The sequence below is a fragment of the Sporanaerobacter acetigenes DSM 13106 genome (genome assembly GCF_900130025.1).
Taxonomy (GTDB): Bacteria; Bacillota; Clostridia; order Tissierellales; family Sporanaerobacteraceae; genus Sporanaerobacter; species Sporanaerobacter acetigenes.
The window spans coordinates 321034-340910 of the sequence record NZ_FQXR01000002.1 but is presented as its reverse complement, the minus strand read 5'-3'; the positions used below and the strand labels follow the sequence as shown (position 1 = coordinate 340910).

Sequence of the window (19877 nt, the reverse complement as noted above, 5' to 3'; positions counted from 1 at the left end):
AAAAGTTTTTGGAGGTGAAAATTGTGATAGAAAAATTATCTTTTATAGAAAATAAATATAAGGAATTGAGTCAAAGAATAATAGATCCAAAAGAAATGGAAGACAGAGCGGAGTGGCAAAAGCTTGTAAAGGAACATGGAGAAATTGAGCCAATTGTTATGAAATATAAGGAATACAATGAAAACGTCACTAGACTTGAAGAAGACAAGGAAATGCTAAAAGAAAAACTAGATGATGAAATGAAAGAATTAGTAAAAGAAGAAATAAGTGAATTGGAAAATAAAATCGAAAAATTGGAAGAAGAATTAAAGGTATTACTCATACCTAAGGATCCGAATGATCACAAAAATGTTATAGTTGAAATAAGGGCAGGAGCTGGAGGCGATGAAGCAGGATTATTTGCTGGAAATCTCTTTAGAATGTATTCAAGATATGCGGAGAGAAAAGGTTGGAAAATTGAAATCATGAGTTCCAATGACCAAGGTATTGGAGGATTTAAGGAAGTTATATTCATGATTAAAGGAAAAGGCGCATATAGTAGACTTAAATATGAAAGTGGTGTCCACAGGGTTCAAAGAGTTCCTGAAACCGAAGCAAGTGGTAGAATTCATACTTCCACTGCTACTGTAGCAGTACTTCCTGAAGCAGAGGATATAGACCTTGATATAAATCCAAGTGATATAAGAGTAGATGTATTCCGTTCTTCTGGAAATGGAGGTCAAAGTGTTAACACTACAGATTCAGCTGTTAGAATCACACATATTCCTACAGGAATGGTAGTATCTTGTCAAGATGAAAAGTCTCAGCTAAAAAATAGAGACAAAGCCATGAAAATTCTTAAAACTAGACTCTATGATCAAATGCTTACAGAACAAAATGCAGAGATTGCACAAGAAAGAAAAAGTCAAGTAGGTTCTGGTGATAGAAGTGAAAGAATTAGAACTTACAATTATCCACAAGGTAGGGTTACAGATCATAGAATAAATATGACTCTATATAAACTTGAAGCTTTCTTAGATGGAGATATAGATGAAATGCTAGCAGCACTCATAACTACAGATCAAGCTGAAAAATTAAAACAAGTTGGCTAAAATGCAAAGAATAGCCCCAATATAAAACCTAGAATTATACCTATAGTAGAAGTCCTTCCGCTGTGAAGGGCTTTTGCATTTGGTATTAGTTCACTACATATTATATATAGCATAGCTCCTCCAGCAAAAGAGAGACATAGAGATACAAATATATTTGAAATATTTCCCAGATAAGCTCCTATAAACGCTCCTATTCCAGTTGGCAATCCTGCCAATATAGTGATTAGGAGTATTTTTAAATTTGGAACTTTTGACAATTTTAAAGGTATAGCAAGGGTCAATCCTTCTGGCAAATTGTGTATGAACATGGCCAAAGAAAGTATATAGCCAATATTGCTTTCTGCCATAAAGCTAGATCCTATAGCTAGACCTTCTGGGAGATTGTGTATTCCTATACTTATAGCTAATATAAGACTACTTTTCATGAGAGGGTCATATTTATTTTCGGGAATTTTTTCTTCTGCAAATATGATTAAAAACATTCCCAATAGGATTCCAAGTATTTCATTCCATATTCCACCCAAAATATAAGACTGAGGCAAAAGTTCAAAATTCACAATACTTAGCATAAATCCCCCAGTGATTCCTAAAAGAATACTTAAAAATTTATCTTGAGCATCTCTTATAAACATGGCACAAATTCCGCCAAGGCCAGTCCCTACCATTCCTACAAGAAAACCTATGATACTTATATCAAAAATACTTTTCATATTAACCTCCTAAGACATTTACTATTTTTATGATATTCTTTTTTATGATAATAAAGAACTATAAATTTACTCTACTTAAAAGTTTCAACTTAAGGTATAATATATATTTAGAAGAAAAAGCTAAGGAAAAAAGAAGGGAAACAATATGGATAAAATTGAGACAATAGTATCACAAGCAGACAGGGAAAATCCCGAAAAGGATATAATAGAGGCTGGAGCAAAGCTAATTAAAAATGGAGGAGTAGTAGCCTTTCCTACAGAAACAGTATATGGATTAGGTGCAAATGCCTTTTGTGAAGAAGCCATAGATAAGATATTTATAGCCAAGGGAAGGCCTCAAGACAATCCTCTTATACTTCATGTGTCAAGTATTGATGAAGTATATCCATTGGTAGAAAAAGTAGATGAAAACATGAAGATGCTTATGGAAAAGTTTTGGCCAGGTCCTTTGACTATTATATTTAAAAAGAGTAGCAAAGTATCAAAAAAATTGACTGGAGGACTTTCTACAGTGGCTATTAGAATGCCAAGAAATAAAATAGCATTAGAGCTTATAAATTCTTCAGGAGTGCCTATTGCAGCACCAAGTGCCAATACATCCGGAAGACCTAGCCCTACAGAGGCAAGCCATGTAGTAGAAGATATGTATGGCAAAATAGATATGATAATAGATGGAGGAAGTACAGGAGTGGGAGTAGAGTCTACGGTACTTGATATGTCTGAGGAAGTTCCTACAATATTAAGACCAGGCGGAGTAACTCTTGAGGATTTGCTTCAGATTTTTTCAGAAGTAAAATATGACCAGAGCATCATAAGTGATGATGAAAATATAGTACCAAAATCTCCAGGACAAAAATATAAACATTATGCTCCAAAGGCAAAGATGATAGTTTTCACAGGAGATGTGAAAACTATATCAAAAAACATTAAATCTCAAGTTAAATCTTTGACACTAGAAGGCAAAAAAGTAGGAATCATGGCTACAGAAGAGACCAAAGATGAATATAATGAAGGAATAGTATTGGTAGTAGGCTCTAGAAGTGACAAAGACACCATAGCAAGAAATCTATTTAAAGTTTTAAGGCAATTTGATGAACTAAATGTAGATATGATTCTAGCAGAAGGTGTAGATACAGAGGGAATAGGAAGAGCCATAATGAATCGCATGAAAAAAGCTTGTGGTGGAGATATAAGAAAAGTATAGGAGGGTTTGGATGAAAATTCTTTTTGTATGTACAGGAAATACATGCAGAAGTCCTATGGCAGAAGGGCTTATGAGTGATATATTAGACAGAAAAGAAATAAGGAATATAGGAGTTGATTCTGCTGGAATATATGCCATAGATGGTCAAAGTGCCTCAAGATGGGCTATAGAAGTTTTAAAAGAAGAAGGAATAGATATTTCCAGTCACAAGGCAAAGATGGTGAATAGGTCTTTGCTTGAAGAAGCAGATTTGATACTCACTATGTCTACATCTCACAAAAAAGCCTTGAATTCTAAATATGATTTTGTCAAAGAAAAAACATATACTCTAAAAGAATATGCCTATGGAGTAGAAGAAGATATATTAGACCCCTTTGGTGGAAACAAAAGAATATATGAAAATACCAAAGAAGAAATAAAAAAGGCATTGGAAAGCATTGCAAAAAAGGAGGAGAAGCAAAAATGAAAATTGGTATAGGTTCAGATCATGGTGGATATGAGCTTAAGGAAGAAGTAAAGAAATATTTAGAAGAAAATGGGATAGAATATATTGACTATGGTACAAATTCTAAAGATTCCGTAGACTATCCTGAATATGGACAAAAAGTAGCTGAAGCTGTGAAAGGCGGAGAATGTGACAAGGGAATAGTTGTATGTGGAACAGGAATAGGAATATCTATATCTGCAAACAAAGTTCCTGGCATACGATGTGCTTTATGTAGTGATACTTATTCAGCTAGAATGTCTATAGAACACAACAATGCAAATATGTTGGCTTTGGGAGGAAGAGTAGTAGGAAGGGATTTGGCCATTGAAATAGTTTCAACTTGGCTTAAAGCAGCTTTTTTAGGTGGAAGACATGAAAGAAGAATAAATAAAATTTCTGACATAGAAAGAAAGTATATGATATAATGTATAAGGTTTTTTAATCTAATATGGAAGGAGTCTTATGTATGGGCAAAGTAGTAGTATTAGATCATCCTTTGATAAAACACAAATTGACTTTTATAAGGGATAAGAATACTGGTTCAAAGGATTTTAGAGAATTGGTGAAAGAAGTTTCTATGCTAATGGCTTATGAAGTGACGAGAGATTTGCCATTGGAAGAAATCGAAATCGAAACTCCTATCTGCAAGACAAAATCTCAAGTGATATCTGGAAAGAAAGTGGGATTGGTGCCAATACTAAGGGCAGGTCTTGGAATGGTAGATGGAATGCTCAATTTGATTCCAGCAGCAAAAGTGGGACATATTGGACTTTACAGGGATCCTGAGACGTTTAAACCTGTAGAATACTATTGCAAACTTCCTCAAGATATAGAGGAAAGAGATTTGATAGTTCTAGATCCAATGCTTGCTACAGGAGGATCTGCTGTTGCAGCTATTCAATTCTTAAAAGACAGAGGTGCAAAAAATATAAAACTTATGAATTTAATAGCAGCACCTGAAGGAATAGAAGCAGTGACTGCTGCTCATCCAGATGTAGATATCTATGTAGCTAATGTGGATGAAAAGCTAAATGAACATGCTTACATAATTCCAGGTCTAGGGGACGCAGGAGATAGACTATTTGGAACTAAATAAAAGGTGGATATATCCACCTTTTATTTTTAGATAAATGTACATTGGAATAGATGGAAAAGAATGCTTACTGATGATATAATTATAGTGAAAAATACCACCGCCATCGGGGTAGCAAAAATGCGACAGAAAGAACCGTCCCTGCTGTCGCAAGGAGGGAGAGAGATGAAGAAGATTACTTCTTTAAAGAAGGGTATAATGATACTTAAAAGGCTTTCAGAAAAGCCTTATGAGATGTCAGCTATAGAACTTAGCAATGATTTAGGAATAAATAGAAGTACGGTTCATAGAATACTCAACCATTTAATAGAAGAAAATTTAATTGAGCAAAATATAGAAAACAAAAAATATAGATTAGGCTATATTACCCATAAAATTGGAAAGGGCTATGTAGAAAGTCGAGAATATTTAGAAATTGATTGATGTTTACAATTTGGCTACAAGACTAGAGCTTTCATTGACTTATTCATAAATCTAATATAAAATTTTAAGGAGAAAGCTTATAAAGGAGCGAATAATATCATGGGAAAATACTTATTGCCATTTTTTACGGCCACAATCATCTCCTTAATGATGACTCCCTTTGCAAAAAAAGTTGCCTATAAAGTTGGAGCCATAGATGTACCAAAAGATAATAGAAGAGTTCACAAAAAACCTATACCATTACTAGGAGGACTAGCAATATATATTGCCACTATGGTTTCAATTCTTATTTTTTTGCCTATAGATAAGACTGTGATTTCTATAATCATAGGAGGTAGTATAATTGCTATTTCAGGAATAATAGACGATATAAAAGATTTGAGTCCAAAGGCGAAATTATTTTTTCAAGTTCTTGCCAGTGTGGTTCTTATTTTAGGAGATGTAAAAATTGATTTTATAACCAATCCATTTTCAAAAGGAAGTACTCTACTATATTTAAAGGGTTTTTCCATACCAATTACAGTTTTTTGGGTTGTAGGAATCACTAATACTATAAATTTAATTGATGGACTTGATGGATTGGCAGCAGGAGTTGCCATGATAGCTAGTTTGTCCTTACTTTTTGTAGCAAGTGGTTTTGGATATGGAACTGTAATGATCATGTCTATAATCCTAGCTGGAGCATGTTTGGGGTTTTTGCCTTACAATTTCAATCCAGCTAAAATATTTATGGGAGATACAGGAGCACTTTTTTTAGGTTATATGTTGTCTGTAGTAGCTATAGAAGGTGTAATGAAGAGTGTAGCTACTATAGCTATAGTAGTTCCAATCATTATATTGGGACTTCCAATATTTGATACGACTTTTGCTATATTTAGAAGACTTTTAAATGGAAGACCTATAATGGAAGCAGATAAAGGACATCTTCATCACAAGTTATTGCAAAGAGGATTCAATCAAAAACAAACAGTACTTATATTATATTTGATAAGTGCAGCCTTTGGAATATCAGCAGTTCTCATAGCCAAAGCGAATAGCAGGCAGGCTGTAATCATATCAGGAATTGTCATTATTTTGACAATACTCTTTGCTAGAAGACTTGGACTTGTAGAAAAGAAAAGGCAAGAAGATGATGAAAATAGAGAATAGGGGTGGAAAAATGAAAGTTATGACTGTATTTGGCACAAGACCAGAAGCTATAAAGATGGCGCCAATTGTTAAAGCTATGGAAAAGGAAGAGAGAATAGAAAATATTGTTTGTGTTACAGCTCAACATAGACAGATGCTTGATCAGGTATTAAATATATTTGATATAGAGCCCGATTTTGATTTAAACATATTTAAACCTGGACAAACTCTTACAGAGATAACTACAAAGGCTTTGGAAGGATTAGAAAAAGTGATTATAGAAAATAAACCAGATTTGCTTTTAGTCCAAGGAGATACTACAACGGTATTTGCAGGAGCCTTGGCTGCGTTTTATCAAAAGGTAAAAATCGGTCATGTAGAAGCAGGCCTAAGAAGTGGGAATCTATATTCTCCTTATCCAGAGGAGGCCAATAGGAAGCTTACTGGAATACTTACAGATTTTCATTTTGCTCCCACAGAAAAAAACAGGGAAAATCTTTTAAAGGAAGGTTATCCAGATGAAAAAATATTTATAACGGGAAATACTGTCATAGATGCACTTTTTCATGTGGTAAAGGATAAATACATATTTAATGATGAACTTTTAGACAGTATAGATTTTGAAAACAGAAAAGTGATTCTCATGACATCTCACAGAAGAGAAAATATAGGGAAACCTATGGAAAATATATTTACAGCCATAAAGAGAATAGTAGAAGCCCATGAAGATGTGGAAGTGGTATTTCCTATTCATTTGAATCCAAAAGTTAGAGATATTGCCTATAAAGTATTTGACAATCATCCAAGAATACATTTAGTAGAGCCGCTAAATTATGAACCATTTACCAATCTAATGGCTAAATCCTATTTAGTAGTTACAGATTCCGGTGGACTTCAAGAAGAGGCTCCAAGCCTTGGCAAGCCAGTACTTGTAGTTAGGGAAGAAACTGAAAGACCAGAAGGAATTGTTGCAGGTACTGCAAAACTTGTAGGAACAAATGAAGAAAAAATATATAAAGAAATCAATATGCTATTAAATGAAAAGGAAAAATATTTGAAAATGTCCAATGCAGTAAATCCCTATGGAGATGGGAAAGCAGCGGAAAAAATAGTAGATATAATACTTCAAAAGTTAGACTAAAAAGCCAATACCTTTTAAAATTTTTTAAAAGGTATTGGCTTTTTTCATTAATGGGTGTATAATATCTTTTAGAAAGTTAAAAAAATAACGAAGTATGACAAAAAAATAACATTACATATAAATTGGATTTACCTAAAGATGGCATGGAAATTGCATATAAGATAAGTATAGATATGTATACAAAAACAGGGTTTCGTATCATATCTAATATAAATAATTGAAAAAGTATTATAAATAGAACAAGGAGGTATATATACATGAGAGAAGTAGTTATTGCAAGTGCAGTTAGAACACCTATAGGTACCTTTGGAGGAGCTTTTAAAAATGTTCCTGCAGTTAAGCTTGGTACTATTGCAGCAAAGGAAGCTATAAAGAGAGCTGGTATAAATGCTGAACAAATTGACGAAGTAATTTTTGGAAATGTATTGCAGGCAGGACTTGGACAAAATGTGGCTAGACAAGTATCAATACATGCTGGAATACCTGTAGAAGTACCATCTTTTACAGTAAATAAAGTATGTGGTTCTGGCCTTAAAACTGTAGCATTAGCTGCTCAAGCTATAAGAGCTGGTGAAGCAGATATCATCCTTGCAGGTGGAACAGAAAACATGAGTATGGCACCATATGTATTGGAAAGCAATAGATGGGGCCAAAGAATGGGCGATTCAAAACTGATGGATTATATGATTCATGATGGACTTTGGGACATTTTCAATGATTATCATATGGGAATAACTGCCGAAAATGTGGCGGAGAAATGGAATATCAGTAGAGAAGAACAGGATTCTTTTGCACTTCAAAGCCAAAATAGAGCAGAAAAGGCTATTAAAGAAGGAAGATTTAAAGATGAAATAATACCAGTTGAAATTCCACAAAGAAAAGGAGATCCAATAGTAGTAGACACTGATGAACATCCAAGATTTGGAACTACAGCTGAAGCTTTGGCTAAATTGAGACCAGCATTTAAAAAAGAAGGAACTGTAACTGCTGGAAATGCGTCAGGAATTAATGATGGTGCTGCAGCATTAGTTATAATGTCAAAAGAAAAAGCAGATGAATTGGGAATAAAACCTCTTGCAACTATAGTTTCTTATGCTTCAGCAGGAGTAGACCCATCTATTATGGGTACAGGACCAATACCATCCTCAAAAAAAGCATTAGAAAAAGCAGGACTTACGATTGAAGATATGGATTTGGTAGAAGCAAATGAAGCATTTGCTGCCCAATCTTTGGCAGTAGTTAAGGATTTAAATTTAAATCCAGAGAAAACTAATGTAAACGGTGGAGCAATAGCTCTAGGACATCCAATAGGAGCTTCTGGTGCTAGAATACTTGTTACATTGCTATATGAAATGGATAAAAGAGATGCTAAAAATGGTCTAGCTACTCTATGTATAGGTGGCGGTCAAGGTATAGCTCTTATAGTTAGAAGATAATTTGGATTTAAAATAATAGGCTACTTTTTAGTAGCCTATTAAATAGAATTCAGAAAAAAGATAACATTGAAAAAATATTAACAAGTGATATAATATTAGTTGTAGTTAAAGAATTAATCGGAGGTGTATGTCATGAACAAGGTAGTATCTATTGAAGAAGCTATAAGCCATATTGAAGATGGTATGACTATTGCTATCGGTGGCTTTTTAGGCTGTGGAACTCCTCACAAACTTGTGGATGCACTAGTTGAAAAAGGAGTTAAAAATTTAACACTAATTTGTAACGATACTGGATTTGTTGATATAGGTTCCGGGAAACTTGTAGTGAACAAACAAATCAAAACATTATATGCTTCTCACATAGGGACAAACAAAGAAACTGGAAGACAGATGAATGATGGAGAAATGGAAGTTCATCTAATTCCACAAGGTACTCTAGCTGAAAGATTGAGAGCAGCAGGGGCAGGCCTTGGCGGATTCTTGACACCAACAGGTGTTGGGACTGTAATAGAAGAAGGCAAACAAAAGATGGATATAGACGGCAAGACATATCTTTTGGAATTGCCACTAAAAGCTGATGTCGCACTAATTCTTGGTCATAAAGTTGATAAAAAAGGAAATATAGTTTATAGAGGAGCTACTAGAAACTTCAATACTGTAATGGCTGCAGCTGCTGATTTAGTTATAGTTGAAGCTGAAAATCTTGTAGAAGTAGGAGAAATAGATCAAAATGATGTTGTAACTCCAGGAATATTTGTTGATTACATTGTTGGAGGTGACAAATAATGGATAAAAATGAAATTAAGAATTTTATAGCTAAGAGAGTTGCTAAAGAACTTAAAGACGGGGATGTTGTCAATCTAGGTATTGGTCTTCCAACACTAGTCGCAAACTATGTACCAGAAGGAATGGATGTTACTTTTCAATCAGAAAACGGTTTCTTAGGATTGGGACCAGCTCCTGAAGAAGGAAAAGAAGATAAAGATATTGTAAATGCTGGTGGTCAATATGTAACTATAAAAGAAGGTGGAATGTTCTTTGATAGTGCTACATCTTTTGGAATCATTCGTGGTGGACATGTTGATGCTACAGTTCTTGGAGCACTACAAGTAGACCAAGAAGGAAACCTTGCAAACTGGATGATTCCTGGGAAAATGGTCCCAGGAATGGGTGGAGCTATGGATTTAGTAGTAGGAGCTAAAAAAGTTATTGTAGCTATGGAACATACTGTTAAAGGAAATCCAAAGATACTTAAGAAATGTACACTTCCATTGACAGCTGCAAAAGAAGTAGATTTGATCATAACTGAAATGGGAGTTATGGAAGTAACAGATAAAGGACTAGTATTGGTTGAAATCAACAAAGAATTTACAGTAGACGATGTAAAAGCCGCTACAGAAGCAGACTTAATCATTTCAGAAAACTTAAAAGAAATGGAAATATAGTTAGAACTTTTATAAGTATTAAGAAGTAGCATCTAGTAATACTAGATGCTACTTAAATTCAACACAGCAATGGATATATAAGTAAATTTAGTAAATATAAGGGAAAATATTTTTCTTATAAATATAAAATAAAGGGAGGTTTTATTTCATGTTTAAAAAATTTACTAATGGTTGTGTTGCATTGGTACAAAAATACCTGCCAGATGCGTTTATTTTCGCAATCTTCTTGACTATTTTGACGCTGGTATTAGGTATGATCTTTACTCATCAAGGCCCAGTAGCAATGTTAGTTCACTGGGGGGATGGATTTTGGAGTTTGCTTTTGTTTTCTATGCAGATGGCATTGGTATTAGTTACAGGACATGCTTTGGCTAGTTCTTCACCAGTAAAGAAGGGCCTTAAGAAAATGGCCGGTTTAGCTAAGACTCCTACTCAAGCCATATTTGCAGTATCATTGGTTTCAGCTTTGGCTTGTTGGTTAAACTGGGGATTTGGACTTGTAATAGGTGCTCTATATGCTATGGAATTAGCAAGACAAGTTAGGGATGTAGACTATAGACTTTTAATTGCCAGTGCTTATTCAGGATTTCTTGTATGGCATGGTGGAATCTCAGCATCTATACCATTAACATTGGCTACTACTACATCTGATTTACCAACAATGACTGCTGGTGCTATAACAGAAATAATACCTACAACTCAAACTATATTTTCTCCATTTAACTTAATTATTTCTTTTGCAATAATACTTACATTACCACTTATAAACAGAGCCATGCATCCAGAACCAGGTAAAGTTGTAAGAATTAGTCCAGCATTACTTGATAGTAAGAATGAGGAAGAAGAGGCTGCTAGTGTAGAAGTAAATGAAACACCTGCAGATAAACTTGAAAATAGTAAGATAATTTCTTTTATTATAGGAATATTTGGAATTATCTATATTGTGTATTATTTTGCAACTAAGGGGTTTGACTTAAATCTAAACATACTTAATTTTATATTCTTGACATTGGGAATTTTGTTCCATCAAACTCCTAGAAAATTTATAAAAGCTGTGGGAGAAGCAGTAAAAGGTTCATCGGGAATCATACTTCAATTTCCATTTTATGCGGGAATCATGGGTATGATGACTGGCAAAAACATAGATGGAGTTTGCCTTGCAGGAGTTATTTCAAATTGGTTTGTAAACATATCTACTGCTAAGTCATTTCCAGTATACACATTCTTGAGTGCTGGAATTATAAATTTCTTTGTTCCATCTGGTGGTGGACAATGGGCTGTTCAAGCTCCTATCATGATGCCAGCTGGACAAGCTCTTGGTGTACCAGCTGCTAAAACCGCTATGGCTATTGCCTGGGGAGATGCTTGGACAAATATGATTCAACCATTTTGGGCTCTACCAGCACTAGGTATTGCAGGACTTGGAGCAAGGGACATCATGGGATTCTGTTTGATTGATCTTATTTGGTCAGGAATCATAATTATTTTGGGATTCTTGCTATTATAATGTAAAATAATTTAAACTGGAGAAAGACAGCAAATTTGCTGCCTTTTTCTTTTGACTATTGTAGAAATTAAAATATATATGAATTATAATGTAATATATATAGTAAAATAAGTTTTAACTATAATTTATACGATAATTGTTAAATTAGTTTGAAAATTATCTTCTATTGGTATATATTATTTTATATGAATAAAAATATTTGTGGAGTGTTGATTTTGAAGAATAATGGGAAAAAAGATATGCTAAAAAATTTAAGCCTCATAACTCAAGTAGGCCTATCTATAGTTGTACCTATAATATTGGGAGTATACTTGGGTGGATGGTTGGATAAAGTATTCAAAAAAGATATGTTATTTTCCATTATTTTTATTATTTTAGGAGCAATGGCAGGATTTATGAATTTGTTTAATCTTGCTGATGACAAGAAAGATAAGAGGAAGTGAAAAATGTTTCAAGACAAAGTCATTTCTGGAATCATAAAGAAGGCTATAGCACTAAGCCTCATAATCATAGGAATATTGGCTATATTTTTGAAAGAACCAAAACCTTATATATTGGGTATGATCTTTGGTTCAAGTATAAATATTTTAAGTTTTATACTTATGGGGAAAACTACGAAAAAAGCTGTTCTGATGAAACCCTCTAAAGCTTACAGTTACACTCTGGGAAATTATTTTATTAGATATGCTATTTATTTTGTAGTACTATTTGTGGCAGCAAAGGCCAATTATATAAATTTTTTGACTACGGTATTAGGATTTTTTATTATAAAAATAGTTATACTTTCTAGTACTATATATGAGAGTATAAAAGAAGCTATAAAGCAAAAAGAATCTAGGTAGAAGGCATAGGAAAGGAGGGAGAATATTTGAAAATAGAAATATATATGAAGTTATTTGGAAAAGATATAGTAGTACCTGATTCCGTTGTGAACTCATGGATAGTGGTTATTATACTTACTATTTTTGCATTGGTTGTAAATAGTAAAATCAAGAAAGCAAAAGTAGATGAAAAACCTTCAAAATTTTTAAATGTTGTAGAAGCATTAATTCAAGGAATAGATGGGCTGGTTGAGAGTACTATGGGTCCTAAAAATATGTTTTTTGCACCATATATTACTACATTGGTACTATATCTTCTAGTAGCTAATCTATTTGGACTTTTAGGTTTTACACCTCCAACATCAGATTATAGTGTGACACTTACTTTGGCCCTTATGACATTTGCTTTAACTCAATTTTATAGAGCAAAATCAAAGGGATTTGTGGGGTTTTTCAAGAGCTTTACAGAACCACTACCATTACTTACTCCACTAAATGTTATAGATGAATTTGCCAATCCAATATCACTTTCTTTCCGTTTGTTTGGTAATGTTTTGAGTGGAGTTATAATCATGAGTTTAGTGTATAGTGCATTGGGATATTTTGCACCAATACTTACACCAGTGATGCATGCATATTTTGATGTTTTCTCTGGTATACTTCAGACATTTATTTTTTCCATGCTTACTATGATATTTATATCTAGTGCCATGGAATAGTATGAATAAAACAAATCTATATTTTCAAATTTTGGAAGGAGGAAGAATAATGATGCAAGGAATAACTAGTGAAGCTTTTATATTGGGGTGTTCAGCTATAGGTGCAGGACTTGCTATGATAGCAGGTATTGGACCTGGAATTGGTCAGGGTAATGCTGCTGGAAAGGCTGCAGAAGCGGTAGGAAGACAACCAGAAGCACAAGGTGATATTACGAGAACTATGCTTTTAGGTCAAGCAGTTGCAGAGACTACTGGTATTTATGGTTTAGTTATCGCTATAATACTATTGTTTGTAAGACCACTTTTAACTGCTTATTTGAATCTTTAATGAGATGGGGGAACCCATCTCTTAGAATCACCTCAAAAGAAGGAGGTTTAGTTTATGGATTTTGATGTAAGAGTTTTGCCACAGCTTTCTTCAATGATATTGCAATTAATTGCTACAGTGGTGTTGTTCTTTATTTTGAGACATTTTCTATATAAACCTGTTTCTAAATTTATGAATGAGAGAAAAGAAGGAATTCAAAGCGATATAGATGATGCCAAAGCTCTTAAAAGTGAAGCTATAGAATTAAAGAGTGAATATGAGTTTAAAATAAATGAAGCCAAAACTGAAGGCCAGAAGATAATAGAAGACTCTAGAAAACGTGGTGAAGAGATAAAACAAGATATTGTCAATGAAGCAAGAGTTGAAGCAAATAGTATCATGGAAAAAGCAAGAGTTGAAATAGAGAGAGAAAAAGAAAAAGCTCTAGAAGAAATAAAACTTCAAGCAGGAGAAATGGCAATTTTAATAGCTTCTAAAGTCATTGACAAAAATCTTGATATGAACTTGCAAAAAGATATGATTGACAAGTTTGTAGACGAGGTAGGGGTGGACAAATGGCAAAATTAGTCAGCAAAAGATATGCTTTGGCTTTGTTTGAGACTGGTTTAGAATTAGATAAAGTGGATCAGTTCAAAGAAGAAATAAATGCTGTGTCTAATGTATTGATTGAAGAAAATGATTTTAAAAAAGTGTTAAATCATCCCAAGGTATCTAAGGATGAAAAAAAAGAAATTTTAAATCATGTATTTGGAGGAAAGGTTTCTGAGGAAATTTTAAATTTCCTCTATGTGATAGTTGATAAAAGAAGAGAGATGTATATTGAAGAAATAAGTGAGTACTTTGATTTTCTTTACAATGAAGAAAAAAATATTGCCTTAGCTACAGTGGTGACGGCTATTCCAATGGATGAGAGTACTCAAAATAGACTTAAAGAAAAACTTTCAAGGGAATTGAACAAGAATGTAGTACTTAAAAATCTTGTTGACGAGAGCATCATAGGAGGAGCAATTTTGAAAATTGACAACAAGATAATAGATGGAACTGTGAAAGGACAACTAGAGTCTATTGAAAAGAATTTGAAAGGAATGAGAGTATAAAGGAAGTAGAGGTGATAATCTAATGGAACTAAGGCCAGAAGAAATAAGTTCAGTCATTAAGGAACAGATAAAAAGATATGAAAAAAAGCTTAACATGGTAGACGTGGGAACTGTCATCCAAGTAGGAGATGGAATAGCGAGAATTCATGGTCTTGAAGGATGTATGGCTGGTGAACTTATAGAATTTCCTGGAGAAGTTTATGGAATGGCTCTGAATTTAGAGGAAGACAATGTAGGTTGTGTGCTTCTAGGTTCAGATAGAGACATAAAAGAAGGAGATACTGTAAAGAGAACGGGAAGGATAGTAGAGGTTCCTGTTGGAGATGTGATGATAGGCAGAGTAGTAAACGCTCTTGGGCAGCCTATAGATGGAAAAGGTCCTATAAATGCTCAAGAATTTAAACCTATTGAAAAGATAGCTCCAGGGGTTATTACGAGAAAAAGTGTAAACCAACCACTACAGACTGGTATAAAGGCTATTGACTCTATGTTCCCTATAGGTAGAGGACAAAGAGAGCTTATCATAGGAGATAGACAAACTGGAAAGACAGCTTTGGCTATTGATACTATTTTAAATCAAAAGAGTCAAGATGTAATATGTATTTATGTAGCTATAGGACAAAAGAGAAGTACTGTAGCCCAAATAGTTGATGTATTGGAAAAAAACGGAGCTATGGACTATACTATTGTAGTTTCAGCAACAGCTAGTGAACTTGCTCCACTTCAATATATAGCACCATATTCAGGTGTAACTATGGGAGAGGAATTTATGGCACAGGGAAAGGATGTACTTATTGTTTATGATGACCTTTCCAAACATGCTATTGCATATAGAGCAATGTCATTACTTCTTCGTAGACCACCAGGACGTGAAGCTTTCCCTGGAGATGTATTTTATTTACATTCAAGACTTCTTGAAAGATCTGCAAAATTGGATGAAAAATATGGCGGAGGCTCTATCACAGCACTACCTATTATTGAAACTTTAGCTGGAGATATATCTGCATATATTCCAACTAATGTTATTTCTATAACTGATGGACAGATATTCTTAGAGACAGATTTGTTTTTCTCAGGACAGAGACCAGCTATAAATACTGGACTTTCTGTATCTAGAGTTGGTGGTGCTGCTCAGATAAAGGCTATGAAGAAGGTTGCAGGGAAACTTAAACTTGAATTGGCTCAATACAGGGAATTGGCTGCTTTTGCTCAATTTGGTTCGGAACTTGACAAGGATACTAAGGAAAGACTTCACCAAGGTGAAAGAATGATGGAAATCCTTAAGCAACCTCAATATAGTCCTATGAAGGTTGAAGACCAAGTTGTCATACTTTATGCAGTCATAAATCGACATTTAACTGATATACCTGTGGAAAAAGTAAGTCAATTTGAAAAAGAATTTGTGAATTTTGTGAATAACAATTATCCAGAGATAATTGAAAGTATAAAGACGGAAAAAGATATAACAAACGAAACTGATGAAAAGCTAAAGGATGCTATTGTAGAATTTAAGAAGAATTTCCATTAAATTCCCTTAAAAGCAGGGGGTGAAAATTTGGCTGAATCAACAAGAGATATAAAGAGACGTATAAGAGGAATTAGAAATACTAGACAAATAACTAAGGCTATGGAGCTAGTTTCTTCTGCGAAACTTAGAAAAGCAAGGGAAAAACTAGAGACTACAAGACCATATTTTGATACAGTATATGAGAGTATTCAAGAGATACTTTCTACTACTGGGAATATATCTCATCCTTTCTTGGAAAAGAGGGAAGTAGAAAAGTCCCTTTATATAGTAGTGACTGCTGATAGAGGATTGGCAGGAGGATACAATTCAAATATCATGAGACTTGTGGAAAATGAGATAAGAGATAAAAAGGAAGATACCTTGCTAGTAGTTGTTGGATATAAGGGAAGAGATTATTTTAAGAGAAGAGGATACAATGTAGTGGGTGAATTTGTAGGCATAACAGAAGAGCCTTTTTTCAGTGATGCACAGGAAATGGGAAAACTTGTTATGGATCTATATGAGAAAAAAGAAATAGATGAAGTGAAACTTGCCTACACAAAATTTATTACTACGATTTCTCAAGAGACCAATGTGATAAAACTTCTTCCTAGCGATATTAAAGGTGGGGAAGATAAAAAAATATCTGTAGTAGAATATGAGCCTTCTCCAGAAGAAGTACTTGACTACCTTATTCCAAAATACATTGAAAGTACTATTTATGGTGCTCTTATGGAATCTTCTTGTAGTGAACAAGGTGCAAGAAGAACTGCCATGGAATCAGCTACGGACAATGCAGAAGAGATGATTGACGATTTAACTATTAGTTTCAATAGAGCACGTCAGGCTGCTATAACTAGTGAATTGTCTGAAATTGTAGCAGGAGCAGAAGCTCTAAAGTAAGGTAGAAAGGAGTGTGGATATGGACAAAAACATAGGTAAGATAGTTCAAGTCATTGGACCTATAGTTGATATAAGATTTGCCGAAGAAAACCTACCCAATCTTTTAAATGCCATAGAAATAGATAATCATGGACAAAGATTGGTAGTAGAGGTTGCACAACATACAGGAGACGATACTGTAAGATGTATAGCTATGGGTTCTACGGATGGACTTATAAGAGGTATGGAAGCATTAGATACAGGCGAGTCTGTAAAGGTTCCAGTAGGTAAAGAAACTTTGGGAAGACTATTTAATGTATTGGGCGAGCCTATAGATGAAAAAGGACCTGTCAAAGCAAAGCATTTTGCTCCAATTCATAGACCAGCTCCATCTTTTGAAGAACAAGAAACTTCAAAAGAAATTTTTGAAACGGGAATCAAAGTAGTAGACCTTATTGCTCCTTATTCAAGGGGTGGAAAGATAGGCCTATTTGGTGGTGCTGGAGTAGGAAAGACAGTTCTTATCATGGAGCTTATAAACAATATAGCTAAACAGCATGGTGGACTTTCTGTATTTGCAGGAGTAGGAGAGAGAACCAGAGAAGGAAATGATCTATATTATGAAATGATTGAATCTGGTGTTATAGATAAGACTACACTAGTATTTGGTCAGATGAATGAGCCACCAGGATCAAGAATGAGAGTTGGACTTACAGGTCTTACGATGGCAGAATATTTTAGAGATCAAGAAGGTCAAGACGTACTTTTATTTATAGACAATATATTTAGATTTACTCAAGCTGGTTCAGAAGTATCAGCACTACTTGGAAGAATGCCTAGTGCCGTAGGTTATCAACCAACACTTGCAACTGAAATGGGTCAATTGCAAGAGAGAATCACTTCTACAAAAAAAGGTTCTATCACATCAGTTCAAGCTATATATGTTCCAGCTGATGACTTGACTGATCCGGCACCAGCTACAACATTTGCTCACTTAGATGCAACTACAGTTCTATCCCGTCAAATTGCTGAATTGGGTATTTATCCTGCAGTAGATCCACTAGATTCTACTTCAAGAATACTAGATCCAGCAGTAGTAGGAAATGAACACTATGAAGTTGCTCGTGGAGTGCAAGAAGTTCTTCAAAGATATAAAGATCTTCAAGACATCATTGCTATACTTGGAATTGATGAACTTTCAGAAGATGATAAGCTTATAGTTGCTCGTGCTAGAAAGATTCAAAGATTTTTATCACAACCTTTCCATGTAGCTGAAGAGTTTACAGGAATGGAAGGAAAATACGTTCCTATTAGGGAAACAGTAAGAGGATTTAAGGAAATTCTTGAAGGAAAACATGATGATTTGCCAGAACAAGCCTTCTTCATGGTTGGAACTATTGATGAAGTGGTAGAAAAAGCTAAGAAGATGGAGGAATAATCATGGCTAATTTTCTTCTTGAAATTGTGACTCCTGATAGAATGTTTTTTTCCGGTGAAGTGGAAATGGTTGTAGCAAGAGGCGTAGAAGGAGATTTTGCAGTATTAAAAGGCAGAGCTCCTCTTGTGACTCCTCTTACAATTGGGAAAGTAAAGATAAGGACAGAAGACGGAAAGGAAAGAATAGCTGCTGTATCTAATGGATATATTGAAGTTGCCAGCGAAAAAACTACAATCATTGCAGATTCAGCAGAATGGCCTGAAGAAATAGATATAGAAAGAGCTAAAAAGGCCAAAGAAAGAGCAGAAAAAAGATTAAAAAATAGGCAAGATGGACTAGATGTGGCAAGAGCTGAAATGGCTCTAAAGAGAGCTATAAACAGACTTGAAGTTGCTGATTTAGTCACTGTTGAAGATAGAAAAATAAGAGATTGATGTATAAAAAGTACCCTCTCATGGCAATACTCATATCATGAGGAAAGGGTGCTTTTTTTAGTAAAAGTGTTTTGTCCCCCTTTACATTTTTACATAGTGCCCTTTCCTCAAAAATAGAACACAAAGACACAAGGGGACGGTTCTTCTGTGTTTACATTTGATTTTAATGATATGAGGAGGTAAAGATAATGAAGAGGGCATTATATTTTATTGTTATATGTATTTTGGTTTTAGGTACAAGTTGTACTGGTATGAATGGTACTGGAAACAAGATGGTAGAGAGTCTTGAAGAAATAGGAGCAGATATAGTTGAAATGGATATAAATTTCGGGGGAGTTATAGTTGATAAATTTTTAAGTGAAAGTGAAATAATTGAACTAGGTCAGGGTATAAAAGAAGAAATGGGCATAGTTGGAGAAAAAACAGAAGAAAATTTCTATGAAAAAAATTGTGATAAGAATTGTTATTCAGAAAATATAACAGTTGAAGACCGTTCTATTCAATACAATATTTGGGGAAAAAATGAAAATGGTGAAGCAATAAGTATATTTGTTACATCTTATTTAGACGAGGAAAAGATGGGCGGAGAAACTACTGCTTTTGTAGATATGATAAAAACAGAGGAATATGATAGAATTGATGAAATAATGGAGAAAAGAAGAGCAATATTTAAGCAAAATGAAAATAAAGCAGAAATTACCACTTGCATTATAGGCAGCTTTAATGGAAAATTAAGTAGGAATGAGATAGACAAAAAAATTCAAATGACAATTAATAAAATAAATGGTAAAATAATAGAGAATTATGAAGATGAAAATTTAGTCAGTATTACTGCTTATACTCCACTTATAAATAATTATATCTATACAGGAAATAAAAAGATGAATTATAATGTGGCTATGAGGTATAATGAGTATGAAGACAAAACGTATATCTGGATTGGAACACCTATTATTACTATAGGCTATTAAAGAAAAAGAGTAGGA

General features: G+C 34.1%; 24 protein-coding genes. 23 read left to right on the top strand and 1 reads right to left on the bottom strand.

Translation table 11 applies throughout. The annotated features are described in order from the left end of the window. Positions 1–23: 23 nt before the first annotated feature. A complete protein-coding gene (gene prfA, locus BUA21_RS01605; protein ID WP_072742772.1) occupies positions 24–1091 on the top strand; it encodes a peptide chain release factor 1 in 1068 nt (355 codons plus the stop codon). On the opposite strand, the gene BUA21_RS01600 is transcribed toward prfA, so the two are convergent. Further along, the gene (locus BUA21_RS01600) at positions 1088–1801 is read right to left on the bottom strand and encodes a ZIP family metal transporter (protein ID WP_072742771.1); all 714 of its coding nucleotides are present in this window, start codon (positions 1799–1801) and stop codon (positions 1088–1090) included. The genes prfA and BUA21_RS01600 overlap by 4 nt on opposite strands. 154 nt (positions 1802–1955) lie before the next feature. Between BUA21_RS01600 and BUA21_RS01595 the strand changes: the two genes are divergently transcribed. From BUA21_RS01595 to BUA21_RS01490, 22 genes are all read left to right on the top strand, one after another. Beyond that, on the top strand, positions 1956–3005 hold the full coding sequence (locus BUA21_RS01595) for an L-threonylcarbamoyladenylate synthase (protein ID WP_434223131.1): 1050 nt from the start codon (positions 1956–1958) through the stop codon (positions 3003–3005). 10 nt (positions 3006–3015) lie between these two features. Next, positions 3016–3471: a low molecular weight protein arginine phosphatase gene (locus BUA21_RS01590; protein WP_072742769.1), complete on the top strand. Its 456-nt coding sequence runs from the start codon at positions 3016–3018 to the stop codon at positions 3469–3471. Further along, positions 3468–3917, top strand: a complete 450-nt coding sequence (gene rpiB / locus BUA21_RS01585; RefSeq protein WP_072742768.1) for a ribose 5-phosphate isomerase B — start codon at positions 3468–3470, stop codon at positions 3915–3917. The genes BUA21_RS01590 and rpiB overlap by 4 nt, the downstream gene beginning before the upstream one ends. Before the next feature lie 41 nt (positions 3918–3958). Then, entirely contained in the window at positions 3959–4588 is a 630-nt protein-coding gene (upp, locus tag BUA21_RS01580; RefSeq protein ID WP_072742767.1) for a uracil phosphoribosyltransferase, read from the top strand. A gap of 162 nt (positions 4589–4750) precedes the next feature. Further along, positions 4751–5008 carry a helix-turn-helix domain-containing protein gene (locus BUA21_RS01575; protein WP_072742766.1) on the top strand — a complete coding sequence of 86 codons (258 nt, stop codon included), beginning with the start codon at positions 4751–4753 and terminating at the stop codon, positions 5006–5008. Positions 5009–5107: 99 nt separating this feature from the next. Next, positions 5108–6157: a glycosyltransferase family 4 protein gene (locus BUA21_RS01570; protein ID WP_072742765.1), complete on the top strand. Its 1050-nt coding sequence runs from the start codon at positions 5108–5110 to the stop codon at positions 6155–6157. Positions 6158–6167: 10 nt separating this feature from the next. Next, complete coding sequence (wecB, locus tag BUA21_RS01565) at positions 6168–7277, top strand: non-hydrolyzing UDP-N-acetylglucosamine 2-epimerase (RefSeq protein WP_072742952.1); 1110 nt, start codon at positions 6168–6170, stop codon at positions 7275–7277. 257 nt (positions 7278–7534) lie between these two features. Next, positions 7535–8713: an acetyl-CoA C-acetyltransferase gene (locus BUA21_RS01560; RefSeq protein WP_072742764.1), complete on the top strand. Its 1179-nt coding sequence runs from the start codon at positions 7535–7537 to the stop codon at positions 8711–8713. 132 nt (positions 8714–8845) lie between these two features. Next, a complete protein-coding gene (locus BUA21_RS01555; RefSeq protein ID WP_072742763.1) occupies positions 8846–9499 on the top strand; it encodes a CoA transferase subunit A in 654 nt (217 codons plus the stop codon). Next, entirely contained in the window at positions 9499–10158 is a 660-nt protein-coding gene (locus BUA21_RS01550; protein WP_072742762.1) for a CoA transferase subunit B, read from the top strand. The genes BUA21_RS01555 and BUA21_RS01550 overlap by 1 nt, the downstream gene beginning before the upstream one ends. Before the next feature lie 148 nt (positions 10159–10306). Then, positions 10307–11665: a short-chain fatty acid transporter gene (locus tag BUA21_RS01545; RefSeq protein ID WP_072742761.1), complete on the top strand. Its 1359-nt coding sequence runs from the start codon at positions 10307–10309 to the stop codon at positions 11663–11665. A 215-nt stretch (positions 11666–11880) separates the two neighbouring features. Next, a complete protein-coding gene (locus tag BUA21_RS01540) occupies positions 11881–12108 on the top strand; it encodes an AtpZ/AtpI family protein (RefSeq protein WP_233242576.1) in 228 nt (75 codons plus the stop codon). 3 nt (positions 12109–12111) lie between these two features. Continuing rightward, entirely contained in the window at positions 12112–12507 is a 396-nt protein-coding gene (locus BUA21_RS01535; RefSeq protein WP_072742760.1) for an ATP synthase subunit I, read from the top strand. 26 nt (positions 12508–12533) lie between these two features. Beyond that, positions 12534–13205, top strand: coding sequence for a F0F1 ATP synthase subunit A (gene atpB, locus BUA21_RS01530; RefSeq protein WP_199228944.1), 672 nt, complete (start codon positions 12534–12536; stop codon positions 13203–13205). A 49-nt stretch (positions 13206–13254) separates the two neighbouring features. Next, entirely contained in the window at positions 13255–13533 is a 279-nt protein-coding gene (gene atpE / locus BUA21_RS01525) for an ATP synthase F0 subunit C (RefSeq protein WP_269844706.1), read from the top strand. 54 nt (positions 13534–13587) lie between these two features. Beyond that, positions 13588–14100, top strand: a complete 513-nt coding sequence (locus BUA21_RS01520; protein ID WP_084604090.1) for a F0F1 ATP synthase subunit B — start codon at positions 13588–13590, stop codon at positions 14098–14100. After that, positions 14088–14630 (top strand): F0F1 ATP synthase subunit delta, encoded by a 543-nt coding sequence (locus BUA21_RS01515; RefSeq protein ID WP_072742759.1) that lies wholly within the window; start codon positions 14088–14090, stop codon positions 14628–14630. Before BUA21_RS01520 ends, BUA21_RS01515 begins: the two co-directional genes overlap by 13 nt. A gap of 22 nt (positions 14631–14652) precedes the next feature. After that, positions 14653–16158 (top strand): F0F1 ATP synthase subunit alpha, encoded by a 1506-nt coding sequence (gene atpA, locus BUA21_RS01510; RefSeq protein ID WP_072742758.1) that lies wholly within the window; start codon positions 14653–14655, stop codon positions 16156–16158. A 27-nt stretch (positions 16159–16185) separates the two neighbouring features. Further along, positions 16186–17040, top strand: coding sequence for an ATP synthase F1 subunit gamma (atpG, locus tag BUA21_RS01505; protein WP_072742757.1), 855 nt, complete (start codon positions 16186–16188; stop codon positions 17038–17040). A 19-nt stretch (positions 17041–17059) separates the two neighbouring features. Further along, the gene (gene atpD, locus BUA21_RS01500) at positions 17060–18457 is read left to right on the top strand and encodes a F0F1 ATP synthase subunit beta (protein WP_072742756.1); all 1398 of its coding nucleotides are present in this window, start codon (positions 17060–17062) and stop codon (positions 18455–18457) included. A 2-nt stretch (positions 18458–18459) separates the two neighbouring features. Continuing rightward, positions 18460–18891 (top strand): F0F1 ATP synthase subunit epsilon, encoded by a 432-nt coding sequence (locus BUA21_RS01495; RefSeq protein ID WP_072742755.1) that lies wholly within the window; start codon positions 18460–18462, stop codon positions 18889–18891. A gap of 188 nt (positions 18892–19079) precedes the next feature. After that, positions 19080–19862, top strand: a complete 783-nt coding sequence (locus BUA21_RS01490) for a YwmB family TATA-box binding protein (protein ID WP_072742754.1) — start codon at positions 19080–19082, stop codon at positions 19860–19862. Positions 19863–19877: the final 15 nt, after the last annotated feature.